The organism is Marinobacter changyiensis (genome assembly GCF_009193265.1).
GTDB lineage: Bacteria > Pseudomonadota > Gammaproteobacteria > Pseudomonadales > Oleiphilaceae > Marinobacter > Marinobacter changyiensis.
In genome coordinates, this window is sequence record NZ_VZZZ01000005.1 from 286,246 (window position 1) to 304,906 (window position 18,661).

Below are 18,661 nucleotides of genomic sequence, written 5' to 3' on the forward strand. Positions count from 1 at the left end.
ACGAGAGATTTGCCATGAGCCAGCCAGAAGCCCGCTTCACCATCCGTAGCCTGTTTGTCACTGCGGCGGTAACCATTGCCGTAACGGTCATCGCCCTCCAGGTCAGCGGACGCATCAATCATCCCGGCGACCAGTCAGATGGCCCCATTGGTGAGTTTACTGCCATTCATGTCACGCCCGGTGACGAATTCCGGATGTCACCCAAGCCCTCGGAACTCCACGCCGCCTGCGAGCAGGGTTTCCTGGCGGTCGCCTCCGATGCAGACCACGAGTTCCGGGGCATTCTGGTGGATTACAAGAATCGCGGGGTACGCTGTCGACCCGCCAATCAGGCGGCGCCTTCGCCCGCCACTGAAGCGCGCTGAGGACGGCCCCATGAGTCCCTCCCCAAAAAAACCCGTTACCGAGACTGACATCCTGTTTGCCGATGCCCGCCCGGCTGCCGAGTTCCGCTTTGACGCCTCGGTTGCACGGGTCTTTCCGGATATGATCCGACGCTCCGTGCCCGGCTACACCACCATCATTCCGATGATCGAGGTGATTACCGAGCAATACGTCCAGCCCGCTAGCCATTGTTATGATCTGGGTTGCTCCCTGGGAGCCTCCACCCTCGCCATGCGGCACGGCATTCGCCATAGGGACTGCGTACTGACCGGCGTGGATAACTCAGCTGCCATGCTGGAGCGCTGCGAACATTATATTGCGCTGGACGATCATCCCCTACCCATAGCCCTGCGCTGCGAAGATATTGCTCAGACAGCCCTTGAAAACGCTTCCGTCACCACGCTGAACTTTACGCTGCAGTTCATTCCGCCGGCCCAGCGCAGCACACTGCTGGCCCGAATAGCGGCAGCAACCCGCCCGGGCGGTGTGCTGATACTGTCGGAGAAAATCTGTTTTGACGATGTCTCAGAGCAAGAGACCCAAACCCACCTGCACCACGAGTTCAAACGGGCCAATGGCTATTCGGACATGGAAATCAGTCAGAAGCGCTCAGCTCTGGAGCAGGTATTGATACCCGAAACCCTGGCAGTCCACCGTGAACGGCTGCTCAGTGCCGGCTTCACGCAGGTCGTGGTCTGGTATCAATGCTTCAATTTCGTTTCCATTCTGGCAATCAAGGCATCCTGAGCAACCCATCATGTTTGACTGGCAACACTGCTATCGCACGCTACTGACGACCCTTGAACAACAGCGCCATCAATCCTGGGCAGATCAGTTGCGAGCGCAATTGACCCGGCGATTCGATGAGTTGCCCCATGGTGATATTAAACGCTGGCAGGGCGCCCTTGAATCGCTACCCACCATTGCTGGCGCACAGGCTGACCTCAACCAGCCGGCCATTACTCTTTACTCTGACCAGCCGCTCGGCACGGATGTTCTCAGCGCACTGGAATCCGGGCTCCGGGGGCTTATGCCCTGGCGTAAGGGGCCGTTCGATTTTTTTGGCGTTGGCATCGACACCGAATGGCGCTCAGACTGGAAGTGGGATCGCATAGCGCCCTGGTTGTCGGACCTCAATGGGCGCAAGGTTCTCGATGTCGGTTGTGGCTCCGGCTACCATTGCTGGCGCATGGCAGGCGCAGGTGCCAGGCAGGTGATCGGCATCGATCCGGGCTTACTGTTTCTGTTCCAGTTTCTCAGCGTAAAAAAGTATCTGGGGGACGTGCCGGTGGATTTGCTACCGATTCGCATGGAGGATATGCCCCGCAAGCTTGAGACTTTCGACACGACCTTCTCAATGGGCGTTCTTTATCACCGTCGATCGCCCCTGGACCACCTGATGGAACTTCGGGAAACGCTTCGGGAGGGTGGCGAGCTGGTGCTTGAGACCCTGGTAGCGGACGGTCCGAAAGGCTTCAGCCTGATGCCTGAGGATCGTTACGGCATGATGAGGAATGTCTGGTTCTTACCGAGCTGCGACACCTTGCTCCTGTGGCTGGCGCGGGCGGGCTTCCGGAACGCCCGGATCGTGGATGTCACCGACACCACGACCCGGGAGCAACGGACGACGGACTGGATGAGGTTCCAGTCCCTGGCGGATTTCCTGCATCCGGAAGACCCCACCAGAACGATCGAAGGTTACCCGGGCCCCAAGCGTGCAACCGTGATTGCAGTGCGTTAGGAGAGCTGCCAGTCGCGCAATCAGGCCGGTTGCAAGCCCGGACCAGGCCGATGAAGCCCTATCCGGGAGCTGCCCTCAAGCGCCGAAAGGATGACGCAGGATAATGGTTTCAACCCGGTCCGGACCGGTTGAAATGATATCGATGGGCGCTTCGATCTGCTGCTCCAGGAACCGGATGTACGCCAGGGCGTTCTCGGGCAACTGGTTCATGCTGGTCAGACCCACAGTGCTGTCCTTCCACCCCGGCAATTCCTCATAGACCGGCTCAATATTGCTGTAGTTATCACAGCCAATGGGCGGACGGTGTAATTCCCCGTTCGGAGTCCTGTAACCCACGCATACTTTAACCACGTCCAGCCCATCCAGCACATCCAGCTTGGTCAGGCAGATACCGGACACGCTGTTGATCTGAATCGCATGGCGCAAGGCTACCGCATCAAACCAGCCACAGCGGCGCGCTCGACCGGTAGTAGTGCCGACTTCATTACCCTTGACCGCCAGATGTTGACCGAACTCGTCAAACAGCTCGGTAGGGAAAGGCCCGGAGCCCACCCGTGTGGTGTAGGCTTTGGTAATGCCCAGCACGTAATCCAGAAACAGAGGCCCGAATCCGGTGCCCGTAGCAGTACCGCCGGCCGTGGTGTTGGATGATGTCACGTATGGATAGGTGCCAAGATCGATGTCCAGCAGGGAGCCCTGGGCGCCCTCAAACAGGATGTGCTCGCCCCGCTTGCGGTAATCATGCAGCAGATCCGTGACGTCGGCTGCCATTGGCAGGATCTCGCTGCCCATCGCCTTCAGATCAATGAGCGCCTGGTCTATATCGACGGCCTCTTCCTTGAAGTACTGGGTCAGTACGAAGTTATGGTATTCCATGATATCCCGCAGCTTCTGCTCGAAGGTCACTTCGTTGAGCAGGTCACCGATACGCAAGCCACGACGGGACACCTTGTCCTCATAGGCGGGGCCGATACCCCGGCCGGTAGTACCGATTTTGTCGTTGCCACGGGCACGTTCCCGGGCCACATCAATGCGGATGTGCGTTGGCAGAATCAACGGACAGGCATAACTGATCCGAAGCCTGTCTCGCACGGCAACACCTCGCTCCTCAAGCTCGCGAACCTCTTTCAGCAACGCCTCGGGCGAGACCACCACACCATTACCAATCAGGCAGGCGACGTTGCTTCGCAAAATACCGGAAGGAATCAGATGGAGCGCGGTCTTGCGTCCCTCGATCACCAGCGTGTGGCCGGCATTGTGGCCACCCTGGAATCTTACAACCGCAGCGACCTGATCCGTCAGCAAGTCAACGATCTTGCCCTTGCCTTCATCACCCCATTGGGTACCCAGTACTACAACATTTTTGCCCATGATTCTCTCTCGATGCTCCCGCGCACGTAAAAACGACAACGACGCATTTAACGGATTGGTTCAACGACCCACTGGTCGCCCTGTTTGACCAGTTGCCGGTCACATTCCCGGTTCTGGGAGCCGGTCTTCGGATCGTCTGGCATGGCCTGAATGACGGTCTCGGTTAACCTGAGCCCGGCAATAACCCCTGCCAGGCTATTGTCTTCACTATGGGGCGCCCAGATCGCACCGTTCATCGACTGCCGACGCTGGCCCAGAGCGACCAGCGCCCGGATGTCCACGCTGAAACCGGTAGCCGGACGGGCGCGCCCGAAATCCTGCCCGATGGAGTCATAACGACCACCTTTCGCGAGTGCTTCGCCATGTCCGGGGGCATACACAGCAAACACCATGCCGGTATGGTAGTTGTAACCCCGGAGCTCACAGAAATCGAAACCCAGGACGACCTCTGGATAGCTCTCTGTCAGCATGTCAGCTATTCGCTCGAGCTGATCAAGGGCTGCCATCACTTCCACAGCTGACCCTTCCAGGGCCGACCTTGCCTGCGCCAGGGTCTCCCGACCACCGCTGATGCGGGCCAGCGCTCTCAATCGGGCTCCTGCTGTCTGATCCGCGCAGCCCCCCAGCAGAGTGTCCAGTTCCGGAACCGACTTACGCCGCATGGCGTCGAAAATTGCGGCTTCCGTTTGCGGATCCACGTCGGCTTCCCGGATCAACGCCTGGTAGATTCCCACGTGGCCCAGATCAAGGTGGACAGACGGCAGGCCGCCCATCCGCAGCACATCCAGCAACAGACTGATGATCTCACAGTCTGCGGCTTCGGACTTGCTGCCGAACAGCTCGCAGCCGGCCTGGATCGGCGTCCTGCCGGTCAACATGTGCTCGGGTCGGGTGTGGAGAACATGGCCCGCGTAACACAGGCGGGTCACGCCTTCCCGTCGCAGGGTGTGGGCATCGATCCGAGCCGCCTGAGGCGTCATGTCGGCCCTGACCCCCATCATTCTACCTGTCAGCTGATCTGTCAGCTTGAACGTCTGCAGCGCCAGATCATGGCCTGTACCGGTAAACAGCGAATCGAGATACTCGATCAGCGGAGGAATGACCAATTGATAGCCCCAGCGCTGACAGGTATCCATTACATCACGGCGCAGAGCTTCTATCTGTCCAGCCAATGGCGGCAGAATATCTTCCACCCCGTCAGGCAGTAACCAGCGGTTAGAGTCTGTCATGTATCTCTGATGTCCTTTGGGGAGCGGAAAATCAATCCAAAACCGGCGGAATTTTACACTTTTGGCGCCCACAAAAAAACCGGAACAGCAAAGCTATTCCGGTTTTGTGTCAGACCAGTGCGTGCTAGTTGCCGCCCATAGGATCTTTCAGATAACGCAGGAAGTCGCTGTTGGCGTCAATCACCATGATATCGTCTTTGCTTGCGAAGGTATTCTGATAAGCTTCAAGGCTACGATAGAATTTGTAGAACTCTCTATCCGCAGTGTAGGCATCGGCGTATATCTGGGCCGCCACACCATCACCTTCACCCCGGGTTTCTTCGGCTCTGGCAAAGGCTTCCGCCAGAACAACCGTGCGCTGGCGGTCAGCGTCGGCACGAATGCCTTCTGCAAGCTCGCGACCACGAGACCGGAACTCCTGAGCCAGTTTTTCGCGCTCGGTCGCCATACGGCGGAAGACGTTCTCGCTCACCGAACCCGGAAGCTCGATCCCCTTGACCCGGATATCGACAACCTCTACGCCAAATTCCCGGATGGTTGCCTCGGTTACCCGGGTTTTGAGCAGATTCATCAATTCATCACGCTGGCCGGACACCACTTCGTGCATGGTGCGCACACCGAACTCGTCCCGCAAGCCGTTATCCACGCGGGAGGACAACAGCGACCTGGCCCTTATCTCATCACCGCCAGTCGAGCGATAATACTGATCAACGTCGCGAATCTGCCAGGCAAGATAGGAGTCCACATCCAGCGGCTTCTTCTCGATGGTCAGATACTGCCTGGAGGGCAGATCCGTTGTCAGTACCCGAACGTCAAAGCGGCGAACCTGATCAATCACCGGTACCTTGAAGTGGATACCTGCCTGAATATCGGTTTCAACCAGCTCACCAAACCGGAGCAACACACCCCGGTGGGTTTCCGGGATAATGTAGACACTTGACAGTACCAGCAGGACAACGACGAGGGTCCCTGCAAGACCCAGAATAGCTTTAGGTCCCATAATTATCTCCCCCTCCGAACGCCGGTGTTATCCTGTCTGGTGCGAATTTCCTGAATGACCTGGTCCGTCAACGAGCCAATGTCCTGGTCCATGCCAGATGAACTGTCCTGCCCCTGGGAGGAACTGCTGCCCGCGGAGCGACCTTCACGATTCATCAGCCTGTCCAGAGGCAGGTACATCATATTGTTGCTGCTGCTGGTATCCACCAGAACTTTGCTGGTACTGGACAGCACGTTTTCCATCGCTGCCATATACATGCGTTCCCGGGTTACCTCAGGAGCAGTCTGGTAAACCGAAAGCAATTCGGTAAAGCGAGCGGTTTCACCCCGTGCACGTTCAGTGACTTCTTCCTTGTACGCCATCGCTTCTTCGGTCAACCGCTGAGCCCGGCCACGGGCTTCCGGAACCACCTTGTTGCGATAGGTTTCCGCCTCTTCCTTGACGCGCTGCTCATCTTCACGGGCCCGCTGTACTTCGCGGAAGGCATCCTGAACCGCTTCGGGCGGCTGAGTACTTTCAACGTTCACACGTACAATCTGCAAGCCTGTTCCGTACTCCTCCAGGAAACGCTGAAGGCGCTGCTCGACCCTTACGGCCAGCTCTGCCCGGCCTTCTGTCAGCACCTGATCGAGGGATGAGCTGCCTACCTCATGCCGCAACGCACTGTCGGTGGCAAACGCTAACGCTTCATTGGAATCACGTACATTCAAAACGTAATCCCGGGCACTGTCGACGCGATACTGAACCTGCAAATCGACCGAAACCAGGTTCTCGTCCTCGGTCAGCATCTGGCCGCGAGACTGGGCGGAACGAACGTTGGTGACCCTTACCTTGGTGATATCGTCGATCAGGGGGACCTTGAAACGCAGGCCCGGGTTCTCGGTCAGATGATATTCACCGAATCGCAGCACAACCGCTCGCTCCTGTTCATCCACGGTGTAAAAGGACTGAAAAATCACATAACCAACGAAGACAATACCGGCGACCGCCAGAATAGCCCCAAAGCCACCCTTGCTACCGCCTGAGCCGGACGAACCGCCACCTGAACCGGACTTGTTGCCTTTTTTACCACCCAGCAACTGATTCAGTTTATCGAGGCCTTTCTTCAGCGCCTCATCAAGATCAGGTGGCCCCTTGTCATTGCCGCCACGACCACCGCCCGTGCCCCACGGATCATTGTCGTTACGGTTACCACCCGGTTCATTCCAGGCCATAGTACTCTCCGTTCTCAAGATATCGAATGGCTGCAAATACTAGGGATTTATCACCGCCCCGGCAAGAGCAGGCCCTATCTAAACAACTATAACCGCGCTTTTGGCCAGCATTTACGCTAAAAGTTCCACCAACTGCATGGTTCCGGGCGGGCTTCAGGCGTGGTCAAACCGGATAGAGTCTGCCTTTACCCCGGCCCGGCTGAGCAACTGAAACCAGTCCCGGCTCTGAATCCTGACTTCCACTACCGTATCACCGGTGTCGTGCTGCTGCTCGGACAACACCGACCCTGACTGGTGCAAAAGCGCCCTGAGCTTGGCGTCTGCGGGACCCAGAACGACAAACTGATGGATGACATCTTCCGCCAGACGTTCAACAATGGCATCAAAGAGCTCCGGAATGCCGGCGCCAGTGACGGCAGACACCCACACACGTACCGGCACGCCTTCTTCATTACGCTCAACTCTCGGTTTGAAGTCAGTCAACAGATCAATTTTGTTAAAGACCTGCAGGACCGGAACCTCCTCGGCACCGATTTCCAGCAACACATCCTCGACCTGAGCCATATTCTCGTCACGGCGATCGTCGAAACAATCCACCACATGAAGCAACAGAGAGGCCTCGCTGGTTTCTTCCAGGGTTGCCCTGAACGCTTCCACCAGCTTGTGCGGGAGGTGACGTATAAACCCTACCGTATCGGCAACGACCACCGGGCCGATATCGGGCAACTCGAGCCTTCGCAAAGTTGGATCCAGAGTCGCAAATAGCTGGTCTGCCGCATACACCGAAGACGTTGTAATGTAATTGAACAAGGTGGATTTGCCCGCGTTGGTGTAGCCAACCAGGGAAACCGTGGGAATATCCGCGCGCTTGCGGGCCCGACGGCCCTGGTCCCGCTGACGGCGAACCTTTTCAAGGCGCTGATGAATGGACTTGATCCGGGCTCGCAACAGTCTGCGGTCGGTCTCGAGCTGGGTTTCACCCGGGCCCCGCAGACCTATGCCGCCTTTCTGTCTTTCAAGGTGCGTCCAGCCCCGAATCAGCCGGGTGGACATATGTTCAAGCTGGGCCAGCTCTACCTGCAATTTACCCTCATGGGTCCGGGCGCGCTGGGCAAAAATGTCGAGGATCACACCGGTTCGGTCCAACACCCGGCATTTCAGTTCGCGCTCTACGTTGCGCTCCTGGCTGGGGCTGAGCGCATGGTTAAACAGCACCACATCTGCGCCGGATTCTTCCACCGCCTGGCGTACCTCCTCCAGCTTACCCTTGCCGACGAAAAAACGAGTGCTCGGCTGATTGCGACTACCGGTAACCGTGGCAACCGCCTCGACGCCGGCGGAGGTAACCAGCTCACCAAATTCGCCCAGGTCTTCGGATTCACCGTGGGACGAAAACTCAATGTGAACAAGCACTGCCCGTTCACCCACATCAGGACGCTCAAACAATTAGACGAGACTCCCCGGAGTAAGAAATGAATTCACCAAAAACACAAATACCCGCGAGCTCTGACGACCGGGTTTGCCGATATCAGAATTCGCGGGTGTCTGAAAAGCATAACTGTCAACCGTTGACGACCCCTCAGATCAATCCTCGGCTTCGACTTCGTCTTCTCCAGCAGGGTTCTGCTGGGGAATGCGAACGTTACGGGCAGGCACCACCGTTGATATGGCATGCTTGTAAACCATCTGGCTCACGGTGTTCTTCAACAGGATAACAAACTGGTCAAACGACTCGACCTGACCTTGAAGCTTGATGCCGTTTACGAGAAAAATGGAAACCGGAATACGCTCCTTGCGCAATGCATTGAGGTAAGGGTCTTGTAGAGAGTGCCCTTTTGACATTTGTGTTCTCCTGTTATGAAAAAGCAGATCGTCATTTTTTTAACGGTTCAGGTGCAGCCGGCATCAATCGACACGACGGCCCATTGCATCCACGCAAAGCCTAAAACCAAGCGGTACGGTATTCCAATAGGAAAACCGACTATTTCAATGTGGCGCGAAGACCGGTAATTTTCAAGGCAGCTGTCACATTTTGGTCGGAATCAGCTTCCAGCCAATGCAAACCCTGCCACTTTCGCAGCCAGGTCAGCTGTCGTTTTGCCAGTTGCCGAGTTGCTGCGATACCCTTTTCCACCATGGCATCCGAATCACAAACACCATCAAGGTGGGCCCAGACCTGGCGATAACCCACACAACGCATGGAAGCCATATCCGGATTAAGGTCGCCCCGACTCTTGAGCTCCTCGACTTCGCTTACGAAGCCTTGCGCCAGCATTTGCAAAAATCTCAGCCTGATACGCTCATGAAGCTGGCTGCGCTCAATTGGAGCCATCGCTAGTTGGACAACAGTATACGGAAGAGAATCACTTTCGTCTGCCTGCCACCGCGTGAAATAAGGGTAATCCTTGATAGCCCTGTTATCACCTGAAACGGTTTTACCGGCTCGCCAAAGCTCAGAAATGGGCACACCACTCAAACGGACGACCTCAACAGCCCGAAGCACCCGCTGGTGATTATTCGGATGGATCAGCCTGGCCGCAACCGGGTCGAGTCGAGTCAGCTCCTGATGCAGCGCCGGCCACCCTTGCTCAGCTGCGAACACCTCAAGCTCACGCCGAAGCGCCGGATCAGCGGCGGGCATATCGGATAACCCGTTCAGCAAGGACTTGAAATACATCATTGTTCCACCGACCAGCAGTGGAATTCGTCCAGCGGCGGTGATGGCGGCCATTTCACGGCGAGCATCGCGGCAAAAATCGGCGGCAGAATAGGTATCCGCAGGATCGCAAATATCAATCAGGCGATGGGGCGTGCGAGACTGCTCTTCCGGGCTCGGCTTGGCGGTGCCGATGTCCATACCACGATACACCATGGCGGAATCCACGCTGATGATATCGCACGGCAACCGCTCACATAACTGCATCGCCAGGTCGGTTTTGCCGGAGGCCGTGGGGCCCATGAGGAAAATGGCAGGCGGGCGGTTCTCCTCAGCGTCCGGGCCGATGGCAACCTCATCTGTATTCGACACTAACGACCCCGCAGGAAGAGCTTGTCCAGCTCGGTCATGGTCATGAGTGTCCAGGTCGGACGACCGTGATTGCACTGTCCGCTGCGCTCGGTGGCCTCCATGTCCCGCAACAGGGCATTCATTTCCGGTATCGTCAGCTGCCGGTTCGCCCGCACGGACCCGTGACACGCCATAGTGCCCAACAATTCGTGGGTTACCGCTTCTATCCGGTCACTCTGGCCGTGCTCGATCAGATCAGCCAGCACGTCCCGAAGCAGTTGTTCGGTGTCCGCACCCCTGAGCAGCGCCGGAACCTGCCTCACCGCCAGGGTCTCGGGGCCTATCCGCTCTACAATCAACCCCAGTTGCTGCAACCCCTCACCGTGGGTTTCGGCCAGAGCGGCTTCCTTCTGGCTCACCGCCAGCGATACCGGAACCAGCAAGGGCTGACTCTTGATGTCCTGCTGGCTCAGAGCGCGCTTCATGCGCTCGTAGGTGATGCGCTCGTGGGCCGCATGCATGTCCACCATGATGAGACCCTGACGGCTCTGGGCCAGAATGTAGATACCGTGCAACTGGGCAATGGCGTAACCGAGGGTTGGCTCGCCACCGTCGGCCATCGGGGGTGTAGGCAATGCTTCGCTGCCTATAGCCGGAGCGGTTGCAGTGGCATGATCGGTGACACCACCGCCCTGATTCAGGGCCTGATAGAAGGCCATCTGATCCCGGGCCTGCCAGTCTTTGTGTCCGCTGTAATGCTGGGGCTGCGACGGAGCTGATGAATAGGAAGCCGCTTCGCCGGAGCCCTGTACCGCTCCAGGCCACACTCCTGCGCCCGCCCCGTCGGACTGAATTCCAGAGGCGTCACGGCTGAAGGACTGGGCTACTGCTCCGCGGAAATGATCGTCCGGTTTGACCTCGGCAAGGGTGCGGTGCAGAGTCCTGAAAATAAAATCGTGGACCAGACGTCCGTCACGGAATCGAACCTCATGCTTGGTGGGGTGCACATTTACATCGACGTTGGCAGGATCTACCTCCAGATACAGCACAAAGGCAGGATGACGGTTATTGTAAAGTACATCCCGATAAGCCTGCCGGACCGCGTGGGCCACCAACCGGTCACGGATAACCCGCCCATTGACGAAGAAATACTGCAGATCTGCCTGACTGCGGGAAAACGTTGGCAGTGCTACCCAACCCCAGAGTTTCAACCCGGTGGCTTCGGCGTCGATCACCACGGTGTTGTCAATAAACTGCTGGCCACACAGCGACCCGACCCGACGCTCTCGATCTACCTGGGTTTCAGCCGGTCGCAGGCTCTGCAGCACCTTCTGGTTGTGACGCAGGGAAAACCCGGTATCGAACCGGCTAAGAGCCTGACGGCGAACACACTCCTCGACGTGGTTCAGCTCGGTTTTCTCGGTTCGCAGGAATTTCCGACGGGCCGGTGTATTGAAGAACAGATCCCGCACTTCCACGGTGGTGCCGACCGGATGAGCCGCCGGTGAAACCCGGGCGTCCATTTCACGCCCCTCGACCTCTACCCTTGAGGCAGCCTCCTGAGTGACGGTCCGGGAGGTCAGTGAAAGGCGGGAAACAGAACTGATACTGGCAAGGGCTTCACCCCGAAACCCGAGTGACAGAACTGTCTCGAGATCTTCAAGGTCTGCAATCTTACTGGTCGCATGACGGCTCAGCGCCAGGGGCAAATCGGCTTCATCGATACCGCCGCCATCATCCCGCACCCGAATCAGTTTAGCGCCACCCTGCTCGATATCGATATCTACTCTGGTGGCACCCGCGTCCAGCGCGTTTTCCACCAGCTCTTTGACAACCGACGCCGGGCGCTCGACGACCTCACCCGCCGCAATCTGGTTGGCGAGGCGGGGCGACAGAAGTTTAATCGATGGCATAGTACGAGTAGCCTCTTGCGGTGCGATCCGGATTACTGCACCGCATCATACCAGAACCGCCGAGCCCCACTCATCCCCTGCGCACTTATCCTCGGTACACTTTGCGCTGGAATTCCTGGCCCCGGCGCGCTCATCCCCGGTACCGGTAGGCTCATGCCATGCAAAAGAAGGCCGAACCCTGCTTACCGGTCATGAAGCCGGTATCTGGATGGTCTGGCCAACAAGTACACGGTCATCACTCAAACCATTGTGCCGCATGAGTTCATTGAGGCTGACCTGATTTTTGCGCGCCACTTCCGACAAAGTGTCGCCACGCTGGATTCGGTACTGATCACCCGCAAGATTGTTGTTCTGCCGCTTCTGGTAGGCCAATAAGGTGCCCGGCGGAGGCGTGTGGTTGAAATAGGAATCAATGCCGTCAAAAACTGCCCGGGAGATTTTCTGCTGGTACGCCGAACTTCTCAGATTCCGCTCTTCGCCGGGATTTGAAATAAAACCAGCCTCGACCAGAATCGAAGGAATATCCGGCGATTTCAGTACCGCGAAGGCAGCCTGCTCAACCCCGGACTTATGCAGCTTCGTCACACCACCGAGCCTGCGCAGTACGTAATCGCCCACACCGACGCTGGCGTTGATACTCGCGGTCATCGACAGATCCAGCAGTACACCGGCCAGCACATCATTCTTGTCCCCCAGGGATACTCCGCCCACACCTCCAATCAGGTCCGACCGGTTCTCACTGCGGGCCAGCCAACGCGCGGTCTCACTGGTGGCCCCTCGTTGGGATAAAGCAAACACCGACGCGCCACTGGGTTGGGAGGTGCGGAACGCATCCGCGTGAATGGAGACAAACAAATCCGCGTTGTGCTTGCGCGCCAGCAATGTCCGGCTGCGCAGGTCAATGTAGTAATCCCCGGTTCGGGTCAATTTGGCGGTGTAACCAGGCTTGCTGTTGATCAGCGACTCAAGGGTTTTCGACATCCGTAAAACGACGTCTTTTTCATGGGTACCACTGGGGCCGATAGCGCCGGGATCCTCACCACCGTGACCGGCATCAACGACCACAATGATGTCCCTGCGGCCATTCGGATTGTCATGCAGGATGGGTTCACTGGGCCGCGGCAGGGCCCGGCGGTTTTCCTCGATCAGATCAACCACCAGGCGATGGCCGTACTGCTGGTTGGGCTCAAGCTGGAAGCTTCGAGGTTTGATCGGGGCTTTGAGGTCCAGCACCACGCGCAGGTCGTTGCCATTTCGCGGTGCGCTCCGGATGCGACGGATCGGACTGTCGCCCAGATTCAGCCCGGAGAAGTCTACGCTCTGATTAACGTTCTTGATGTCGATAACGAGGCGGGCCGGATTCTCCAGGGCGAATATGCTGTGTTCAACGTCTGCCCCGGTATCAAAAACCACGCGGGTATGATCGGGCGCGGGCCAGATTCTGGCACCTTTCACCGTGGTTGCCGCCTGTGCAGCAAGCGCCACACTGGCCCAGAGCAGCATGATCATAATCAGCTGCCCGCCATTACCTGTCATCAACCGTTTCATCATCAACATCCTGCAACCTACCGCCTTTCAGCCGTCTGTGGGCATCCTCAGTCGGTTCAACGTATCAACCAACTGCGAACCGCGATCTGTTCGGGCCAGAATGGCCGCCGATCGCCCCTCGTCCTGTGTTTCCAACCGGATAACCAGATCGGCCTCCGGTAAAATCCCCTGACCACGCTCGGCCCACTCAATCAGACACACGTTATCGCCTTGAAAATAATCCCGGATACCCACGTATTCGAGCTCTTCCGGATCTCCCAGGCGATACAAATCAAAATGATAGACTATCGGACTGAGGTGCTCATAGGGCTCGACCAGGGTATAGGTGGGGCTTTTAACTGACCCCTGGTGCCCTAGTCCCCTTATCAGCCCGCGACTAAGAGTGGTTTTCCCCATCCCCAACGTGCCTTGTAAAAATACGGTAAAGCCCTGCTTTACCGCCAACATAGCCTGCGCCAGATCATGGCCAAGCCGCTCAGTCTGGGCTTCGTTGGCTAAAAAGCAGGTTTGCGAGTGCCTGGATGCCATCACGTAGACGCCCCGCCAGCGATTGCTCTGACCACTGAACCCTCTGCCTCGCCAAGAATCGTTGGCAAGGTGTCGATAATGTCGGTAGGCAACAGCCCCATATAGCCCTTACTCATAGCAGCGCGATTCGCAGCGGCCAAATGCAGGGCAGCGGCGAGTCGAGTCGAATCCGGCAACCCCAGGCCCTGAACCAACAACCCGCCGAGCACACCGGACAGCACATCCCCCATGCCCCCGGTCGCCATACCCGGATTGCTGCCGCCGAGTACGCCGGGCAGTTCTTCCCCGGAGTCGACAACAGTGCCGGCACCTTTTAGCAACACCGTACCGCCAAACTGGCGCTGGATATGGCGCGCGGCAGCAACCCTGTCGGCTTCAATCTCAGGCACTGTCAGCCCCAGCAAGCGTGCAGCCTCGCCCGGATGGGGCGTCAGCACGTGGTTATCCGCTTTCATCGCAACCCGCAACGCCATCAGGTTCAACGCATCGGCATCCAGTACCAGCGGCTTTCCCGACGCCAGCACCAACTGCAACATCTGCTGACCCCAGGCGGCTTTCCCCAGGCCCGGCCCGCACACAATGGCGTCAGCGGCTTCAATCAGGGGCGACAACTCGGAACCGTGAGTGACGCCATGCACCATCAGTGAAGGACACCTTGCCAGCGCCGAGCTGACATGCTCCGGGCGGGTTGCCAGTGTCACCAAGCCAGCCCCGGTGCGTGCGGCTGCCTCGGCTGCCAGCAGGCCGGCACCACCAAAGCCACGATCACCCGCGACCACCAACAGATGACCAAACCGGCCTTTATGTGCCGTCACCGGGCGTCTTGGAAGCATTGACTGTACACCATCCCAGTCAAACTTCACCGCCAGTCCGGACTGTCCATGGCTTTCGCCATCCAGGGCATCCACCAGTGGTTCAAAATGAATCAAACCACTGAACTCGGGTCCCTGAGCTATATACAGCCCTGCCTTCAAGGCGATAAACGTTACCGTGACATCCGCTTTTATAACTGCCCCGGGGGTAGCACCCGTGGTGGCGTCCAGGCCCGACGGCACATCCACGGCCAGAATCGCGCAGCCAGACTGGTTACAGGCTTCAATGGCCTGACGGAATGGCTGACGGGGTTCACCGGTAACACCGGTGCCAAGCATGGCATCGACAATAACGGGCCCAGCTCTGAAAAGCTCGGCCCTCGCGTCTTCCGGATATCGCTCCCAACGGGTTACTTCAACACCATCGGCCAGAGCCTTCTGATACGCACTATCCGCATCGCCCTTCAATTTTTCAGGGGCGGACACCGCTACACATCGCACCTCCAGTCCGTGACGTTTCGCATTGGCTGCAACCAGGTAACCATCGCCACCGTTGTTACCTGCTCCACAAAACACCACCACCTGCTGCACGTCGGGCCACTGCTTCATCAAACGGCGGAAGGCCGCACCGGCTGCGCGCTGCATCAGCTCAAAACCGGAAACTTCTGACTTATTAATTATATAGCCGTCGATCGCCCGCACGGCGTCTGCAGAGTAAAGGGTTTCTGTTAAGCTGGTAGCCTTGGGCAGTGACATAGAATACTCGGCCCCGTACAGAATTCAGTTTAAGTGTTATGGCCAGACATCTGTAAAGCATAGCAAAACAGTGAAAAAGGTCATAACTTAATCAATGTTAATTTCATATCTGCCCTCCTATGACCGACACCCTGATACATCTTACCGCTGATATTAGACGCTGGGCGACGGAACTGGGCTTCAATGAGCTCGGCATTACCCTGCCCGATACCGGCACCCACGCTGACCGTCTGCAGCAATGGCTGGACGCAGGCCTGCACGGCGAAATGTCCTATATGGAGGATCACGGCGATAAACGGTATACCCCGACGTCATTGGTGCCGGGCACCATGCGGGTGATTTCGGTCCGGATGGATTATCTACCGGGTCCGGACAGCCCGAAGGAAGCACTGGCAAATCGCGAGAAGGCCTATATTTCCCGTTACACCCTGGGCCGGGACTACCACAAACTGATCCGTAAGCGGCTCGCCACGTTGGCGAAGCGTATTGATGAAGCAGTCTCGGGTTTTGACTACCGGGCTTTTGTGGACAGCGCCCCGGTGATGGAGCGTGCATTGGCCCAGCGAGCCGGGCTCGGATGGATCGGCAAAAATACCATGCTGCTCAATCGCAAGGCAGGCTCGTTCTTTTTCCTGGGGGAAATTTTCACCAGCGCGCCACTGCCCGTGGACCAGCCCTATGAGGCTGAACACTGCGGTCGCTGTTCGGCGTGCCTGACGCTATGTCCCACCAACGCGTTCCCCTCCCCCCACGTGCTGGATGCCCGGCGTTGTATCAGTTATCTCACCATTGAACTCAAGGGCAGCATCCCCGAAGACTTGCGCGCCCTGATGGGCAACCGCGTGTTTGGCTGTGACGACTGCCAGCTGGTGTGCCCCTGGAATCGCTTCAGCAAACCCACGCAAGAAGATGATTTCCAGCCTCGTCACCAGCTCGACAACTCCGAACTGGCCACCTTGTTTCTATGGACCGAAGACGAGTTCCTCAAGCGCACAGAGGGCTCCGCCATACGCCGTACCGGTTATCAGGGCTGGCTGAGAAATCTTGCGGTAGGCCTGGGCAATGCACCCTCAACAATTCCCGTCATTGAAGCCCTGAAAGCCCGCGCCGACCATCCCTCGGAACTGGTGAGGGAACACGTGCAGTGGGCGCTGAAACGGCATGGTTTGTGAGGGCGGTCGCCCTGTTAACAGACGCCGTTTACTCTCCTTTTTCAGTAACCGCCCTGTAGGAGCGGTTTCAACCGCGAAAGAATTACCCGCCCGCTCGAAAATTCGCGACTGAAGTCGCTCCTACAGGGCGAATGACGCTAAAGGTGAGGGTCGGGCTTTTCGCGACTGAAGTCGCTCCTACAAGTCGCCCCTGCAGGGGTAAGCGAGGAGACCAGGCACTAAAGCCTGAAAAAATGTTCCCGGTAATGGCGAAGTTCATCGATGGAGTCCCGGATGTCGTCCAGGGCGAGATGAGTGCCCTTTTTCTGGACGCCTTGCAAAATATCCGGGCGCCAACGACGGGCCAACTCTTTAATGGTACTCACATCGAGATTCCGATAATGGAAAAACCCTTCCAGTGCCGGCATGTATTTCACCAGGAAACGACGGTCCTGACCGATGCTGTTGCCACACAGCGGTGACTGCCCGGGCTCCAGATGCTGGCTCAGGAACGTCAGCGTCCGCTGCTCTGCTTCCGCTTCGGACACGGTGCTGTCCCGGACCCGCTGGGTCAGTCCGGTCTGACCATGGGTCCGGGTACACCACTCGTCCATGGCATCGAGCAGGCTGTCGGGCTGGTGCACGGCAATAACCGGACCTTCGGCGATCAGATTAAGATCCGAGTCGGTGATCAGCGTGGCCATTTCAATGATCCGCTCCTGCTCCGGATCCAGGCCGGTCATTTCCAGGTCAATCCAGACCAATCGATCAGTTTCTGCCATATTCCTCTCCACGTTTAAGCTAGCGGGAACCTGAAAGGCATCGCTGCCAACCTCTTGCGACGGCAGATTCAGAGGTTCCTGTCGTTTGATTCCCGTATGATGTTACATCAGACTGTGGCCCACAATGGATGATTTGACACAATGATGACCTGCCATGAGTAAACGCCGTCTCAACAAGCAACAACAATGGCGAATCCAGAAAATTCAGGCTGAGCGGTCGGTCCGGGCGGAGCGCAAAGAGCGCCAGATAGACCAGCAATTGGATGCCAGCGAGCTGGGCGATGAGCAGGCTGGCCTGCTGATTGCTCACTATGGCCAGCAGCTGGACGTGGAAGCGCTGGAGGGTGAGCGCAAAGGCCGGGTCGTACGCTGCCATATGCGCGCCAACATCGATTCCCTGGTCACCGGTGACCGGGTTATCTGGCGCCCGGGCTCGGAGGAGACCGGCATCATCGTGGCCCGCTCCGAACGCCACTCCTTGCTCCAACGGCCCGACAATTTTGGCCAGCTCAAGCCCGTTGCTGCCAATATCGATCATATCATTCTGGTCATTGCCCCCGAGCCGGAGCCCCATGACAACCTGATCGACCGTTACCTGGTGGCCGCCGAAAGCACCGGTATTCCCGTTATCCTGCTGCTGAATAAAAGTGATCTGATCAACGAAGAGAATGCCGCAGCTATTGACGAATTGCTAAGCCGCTATGAGACCCTGGGTTACCCGGTGGTCAGGACATCCGCCCGTGCCGATGATGACAGCCAACGCCACGCCGAAGAAATAGAGGCATTGGTGAAGGCGAAAACCTGTGTATTCGTGGGGCAATCCGGGGTTGGCAAATCCTCCATCATCCAGACTCTGATGCCGGACATTGCCATTCGTGTTGGTGCTCTGTCTGAAAGCACGGGCAAAGGTACGCATACAACGACCACCGCCAAATTGTTTCACCTTGCCTGCGGGGGCAACCTGATCGACTCGCCGGGGATTCGGGAATTCGGACTCTGGCACATGAATCCACAGGAAATAGAGTACGGGTTTCGGGAAATTCGGCCGTTGATTGGCGAGTGTAAATTCCGCAATTGCCGTCACCTCGGCGAGCCTGGCTGCGCCATCGTGGCAGCCGCCGAGGATGGCCGCATCAGCCAGGCTCGCATGCACAGTTTTCGGCGCATTCTGGCTGATATGACTGAGCAGCAGGCCCGGGGCCTTACGCTCTGATCCGTTAACCTG

The 18,661-nt window shown here is 57.7% G+C and carries 17 protein-coding genes; 5 read left to right on the forward strand and 12 right to left on the reverse strand.

What is annotated here, in order from left to right; genetic code table 11:
- Positions 1-14 precede the first annotated feature (14 nt).
- From F6Y09_RS14770 to cmoB, 3 genes are read left to right on the forward strand one after another with little or no spacing between them, the layout of a single operon-like run.
- Positions 15-365, forward strand: coding sequence for a PA3694 family proteiin (locus F6Y09_RS14770; RefSeq protein WP_152207698.1), 351 nt, complete (start codon positions 15-17; stop codon positions 363-365).
- A gap of 10 nt (positions 366-375) precedes the next feature.
- Positions 376-1,131, forward strand: a complete 756-nt coding sequence (cmoA, locus tag F6Y09_RS14775; RefSeq protein WP_152207699.1) for a carboxy-S-adenosyl-L-methionine synthase CmoA — start codon at positions 376-378, stop codon at positions 1,129-1,131.
- Between the two features lie 10 nt (positions 1,132-1,141).
- On the forward strand, positions 1,142-2,125 hold the full coding sequence (cmoB, locus tag F6Y09_RS14780) for a tRNA 5-methoxyuridine(34)/uridine 5-oxyacetic acid(34) synthase CmoB (protein ID WP_152207700.1): 984 nt from the start codon (positions 1,142-1,144) through the stop codon (positions 2,123-2,125).
- 75 nt (positions 2,126-2,200) lie between these two features.
- Here cmoB and F6Y09_RS14785 read toward each other — a convergent pair whose 3' ends face one another.
- The 11 genes from F6Y09_RS14785 to F6Y09_RS14835 all read right to left on the reverse strand — a co-directional run bounded on the left by F6Y09_RS14785 (position 2,201) and on the right by F6Y09_RS14835 (position 15,503).
- The gene (locus F6Y09_RS14785; RefSeq protein WP_152207701.1) at positions 2,201-3,496 is read right to left on the reverse strand and encodes an adenylosuccinate synthase; all 1,296 of its coding nucleotides are present in this window, start codon (positions 3,494-3,496) and stop codon (positions 2,201-2,203) included.
- A gap of 47 nt (positions 3,497-3,543) precedes the next feature.
- Positions 3,544-4,725 (reverse strand): ATP phosphoribosyltransferase regulatory subunit, encoded by a 1,182-nt coding sequence (locus F6Y09_RS14790; protein ID WP_152207702.1) that lies wholly within the window; start codon positions 4,723-4,725, stop codon positions 3,544-3,546.
- 124 nt (positions 4,726-4,849) lie between these two features.
- Positions 4,850-5,725: a protease modulator HflC gene (hflC, locus tag F6Y09_RS14795; RefSeq protein ID WP_152207703.1), complete on the reverse strand. Its 876-nt coding sequence runs from the start codon at positions 5,723-5,725 to the stop codon at positions 4,850-4,852.
- Between the two features lie 2 nt (positions 5,726-5,727).
- Positions 5,728-6,939, reverse strand: a complete 1,212-nt coding sequence (gene hflK / locus F6Y09_RS14800; protein WP_152207704.1) for an FtsH protease activity modulator HflK — start codon at positions 6,937-6,939, stop codon at positions 5,728-5,730.
- 153 nt (positions 6,940-7,092) lie between these two features.
- Positions 7,093-8,385, reverse strand: a complete 1,293-nt coding sequence (hflX, locus tag F6Y09_RS14805) for a ribosome rescue GTPase HflX (protein ID WP_152207705.1) — start codon at positions 8,383-8,385, stop codon at positions 7,093-7,095.
- 138 nt (positions 8,386-8,523) lie between these two features.
- Complete coding sequence (gene hfq / locus F6Y09_RS14810; RefSeq protein ID WP_152207706.1) at positions 8,524-8,781, reverse strand: RNA chaperone Hfq; 258 nt, start codon at positions 8,779-8,781, stop codon at positions 8,524-8,526.
- A gap of 139 nt (positions 8,782-8,920) precedes the next feature.
- Positions 8,921-9,898, reverse strand: coding sequence for a tRNA (adenosine(37)-N6)-dimethylallyltransferase MiaA (gene miaA, locus F6Y09_RS14815; RefSeq protein WP_152207893.1), 978 nt, complete (start codon positions 9,896-9,898; stop codon positions 8,921-8,923).
- A 68-nt stretch (positions 9,899-9,966) separates the two neighbouring features.
- Positions 9,967-11,859, reverse strand: coding sequence for a DNA mismatch repair endonuclease MutL (gene mutL, locus F6Y09_RS14820; RefSeq protein ID WP_152207707.1), 1,893 nt, complete (start codon positions 11,857-11,859; stop codon positions 9,967-9,969).
- Positions 11,860-12,048: 189 nt separating this feature from the next.
- Positions 12,049-13,407 carry an N-acetylmuramoyl-L-alanine amidase gene (locus tag F6Y09_RS14825; RefSeq protein ID WP_425481858.1) on the reverse strand — a complete coding sequence of 453 codons (1,359 nt, stop codon included), beginning with the start codon at positions 13,405-13,407 and terminating at the stop codon, positions 12,049-12,051.
- A gap of 27 nt (positions 13,408-13,434) precedes the next feature.
- Positions 13,435-13,935, reverse strand: coding sequence for a tRNA (adenosine(37)-N6)-threonylcarbamoyltransferase complex ATPase subunit type 1 TsaE (tsaE, locus tag F6Y09_RS14830; protein WP_152207708.1), 501 nt, complete (start codon positions 13,933-13,935; stop codon positions 13,435-13,437).
- Positions 13,935-15,503, reverse strand: a complete 1,569-nt coding sequence (locus tag F6Y09_RS14835; protein ID WP_152207709.1) for an NAD(P)H-hydrate dehydratase — start codon at positions 15,501-15,503, stop codon at positions 13,935-13,937. Before F6Y09_RS14835 ends, tsaE begins: the two co-directional genes overlap by 1 nt.
- Positions 15,504-15,622: 119 nt before the next feature.
- Here F6Y09_RS14835 and queG point away from each other — a divergent pair, with 119 nt between their 5' ends.
- Positions 15,623-16,675 carry a tRNA epoxyqueuosine(34) reductase QueG gene (queG, locus tag F6Y09_RS14840; RefSeq protein WP_152207710.1) on the forward strand — a complete coding sequence of 351 codons (1,053 nt, stop codon included), beginning with the start codon at positions 15,623-15,625 and terminating at the stop codon, positions 16,673-16,675.
- Between the two features lie 218 nt (positions 16,676-16,893).
- Here the strand turns inward: queG and orn are convergent, their stop codons facing one another.
- On the reverse strand, positions 16,894-17,436 hold the full coding sequence (orn, locus tag F6Y09_RS14845) for an oligoribonuclease (RefSeq protein WP_152207711.1): 543 nt from the start codon (positions 17,434-17,436) through the stop codon (positions 16,894-16,896).
- 154 nt (positions 17,437-17,590) lie between these two features.
- Here orn and rsgA point away from each other — a divergent pair, with 154 nt between their 5' ends.
- Positions 17,591-18,649, forward strand: coding sequence for a small ribosomal subunit biogenesis GTPase RsgA (rsgA, locus tag F6Y09_RS14850; RefSeq protein WP_152207712.1), 1,059 nt, complete (start codon positions 17,591-17,593; stop codon positions 18,647-18,649).
- The last annotated feature ends 12 nt before the right edge of the window (positions 18,650-18,661 follow it).

Coding starts and splice junctions, on each gene's coding strand:
- F6Y09_RS14770 (WP_152207698.1), top strand. CDS start 15: ATGAGCCAGCCAGAAGCCCGCTTCACCATCCGTAGCCTGTTTGTCACT.
- cmoA (WP_152207699.1), top strand. CDS start 376: ATGAGTCCCTCCCCAAAAAAACCCGTTACCGAGACTGACATCCTGTTT.
- cmoB (WP_152207700.1), top strand. CDS start 1,142: ATGTTTGACTGGCAACACTGCTATCGCACGCTACTGACGACCCTTGAA.
- F6Y09_RS14785 (WP_152207701.1), bottom strand. CDS start 3,496: ATGGGCAAAAATGTTGTAGTACTGGGTACCCAATGGGGTGATGAAGGC.
- F6Y09_RS14790 (WP_152207702.1), bottom strand. CDS start 4,725: ATGACAGACTCTAACCGCTGGTTACTGCCTGACGGGGTGGAAGATATT.
- hflC (WP_152207703.1), bottom strand. CDS start 5,725: ATGGGACCTAAAGCTATTCTGGGTCTTGCAGGGACCCTCGTCGTTGTC.
- hflK (WP_152207704.1), bottom strand. CDS start 6,939: ATGGCCTGGAATGAACCGGGTGGTAACCGTAACGACAATGATCCGTGG.
- hfq (WP_152207706.1), bottom strand. CDS start 8,781: ATGTCAAAAGGGCACTCTCTACAAGACCCTTACCTCAATGCATTGCGC.
- miaA (WP_152207893.1), bottom strand. CDS start 9,898: ATGGGCCCCACGGCCTCCGGCAAAACCGACCTGGCGATGCAGTTATGT.
- mutL (WP_152207707.1), bottom strand. CDS start 11,859: ATGCCATCGATTAAACTTCTGTCGCCCCGCCTCGCCAACCAGATTGCG.
- F6Y09_RS14825 (WP_425481858.1), bottom strand. CDS start 13,407: ATGAAACGGTTGATGACAGGTAATGGCGGGCAGCTGATTATGATCATG.
- tsaE (WP_152207708.1), bottom strand. CDS start 13,935: ATGGCATCCAGGCACTCGCAAACCTGCTTTTTAGCCAACGAAGCCCAG.
- F6Y09_RS14835 (WP_152207709.1), bottom strand. CDS start 15,503: ATGTCACTGCCCAAGGCTACCAGCTTAACAGAAACCCTTTACTCTGCA.
- queG (WP_152207710.1), top strand. CDS start 15,623: ATGACCGACACCCTGATACATCTTACCGCTGATATTAGACGCTGGGCG.
- orn (WP_152207711.1), bottom strand. CDS start 17,436: ATGGCAGAAACTGATCGATTGGTCTGGATTGACCTGGAAATGACCGGC.
- rsgA (WP_152207712.1), top strand. CDS start 17,591: ATGAGTAAACGCCGTCTCAACAAGCAACAACAATGGCGAATCCAGAAA.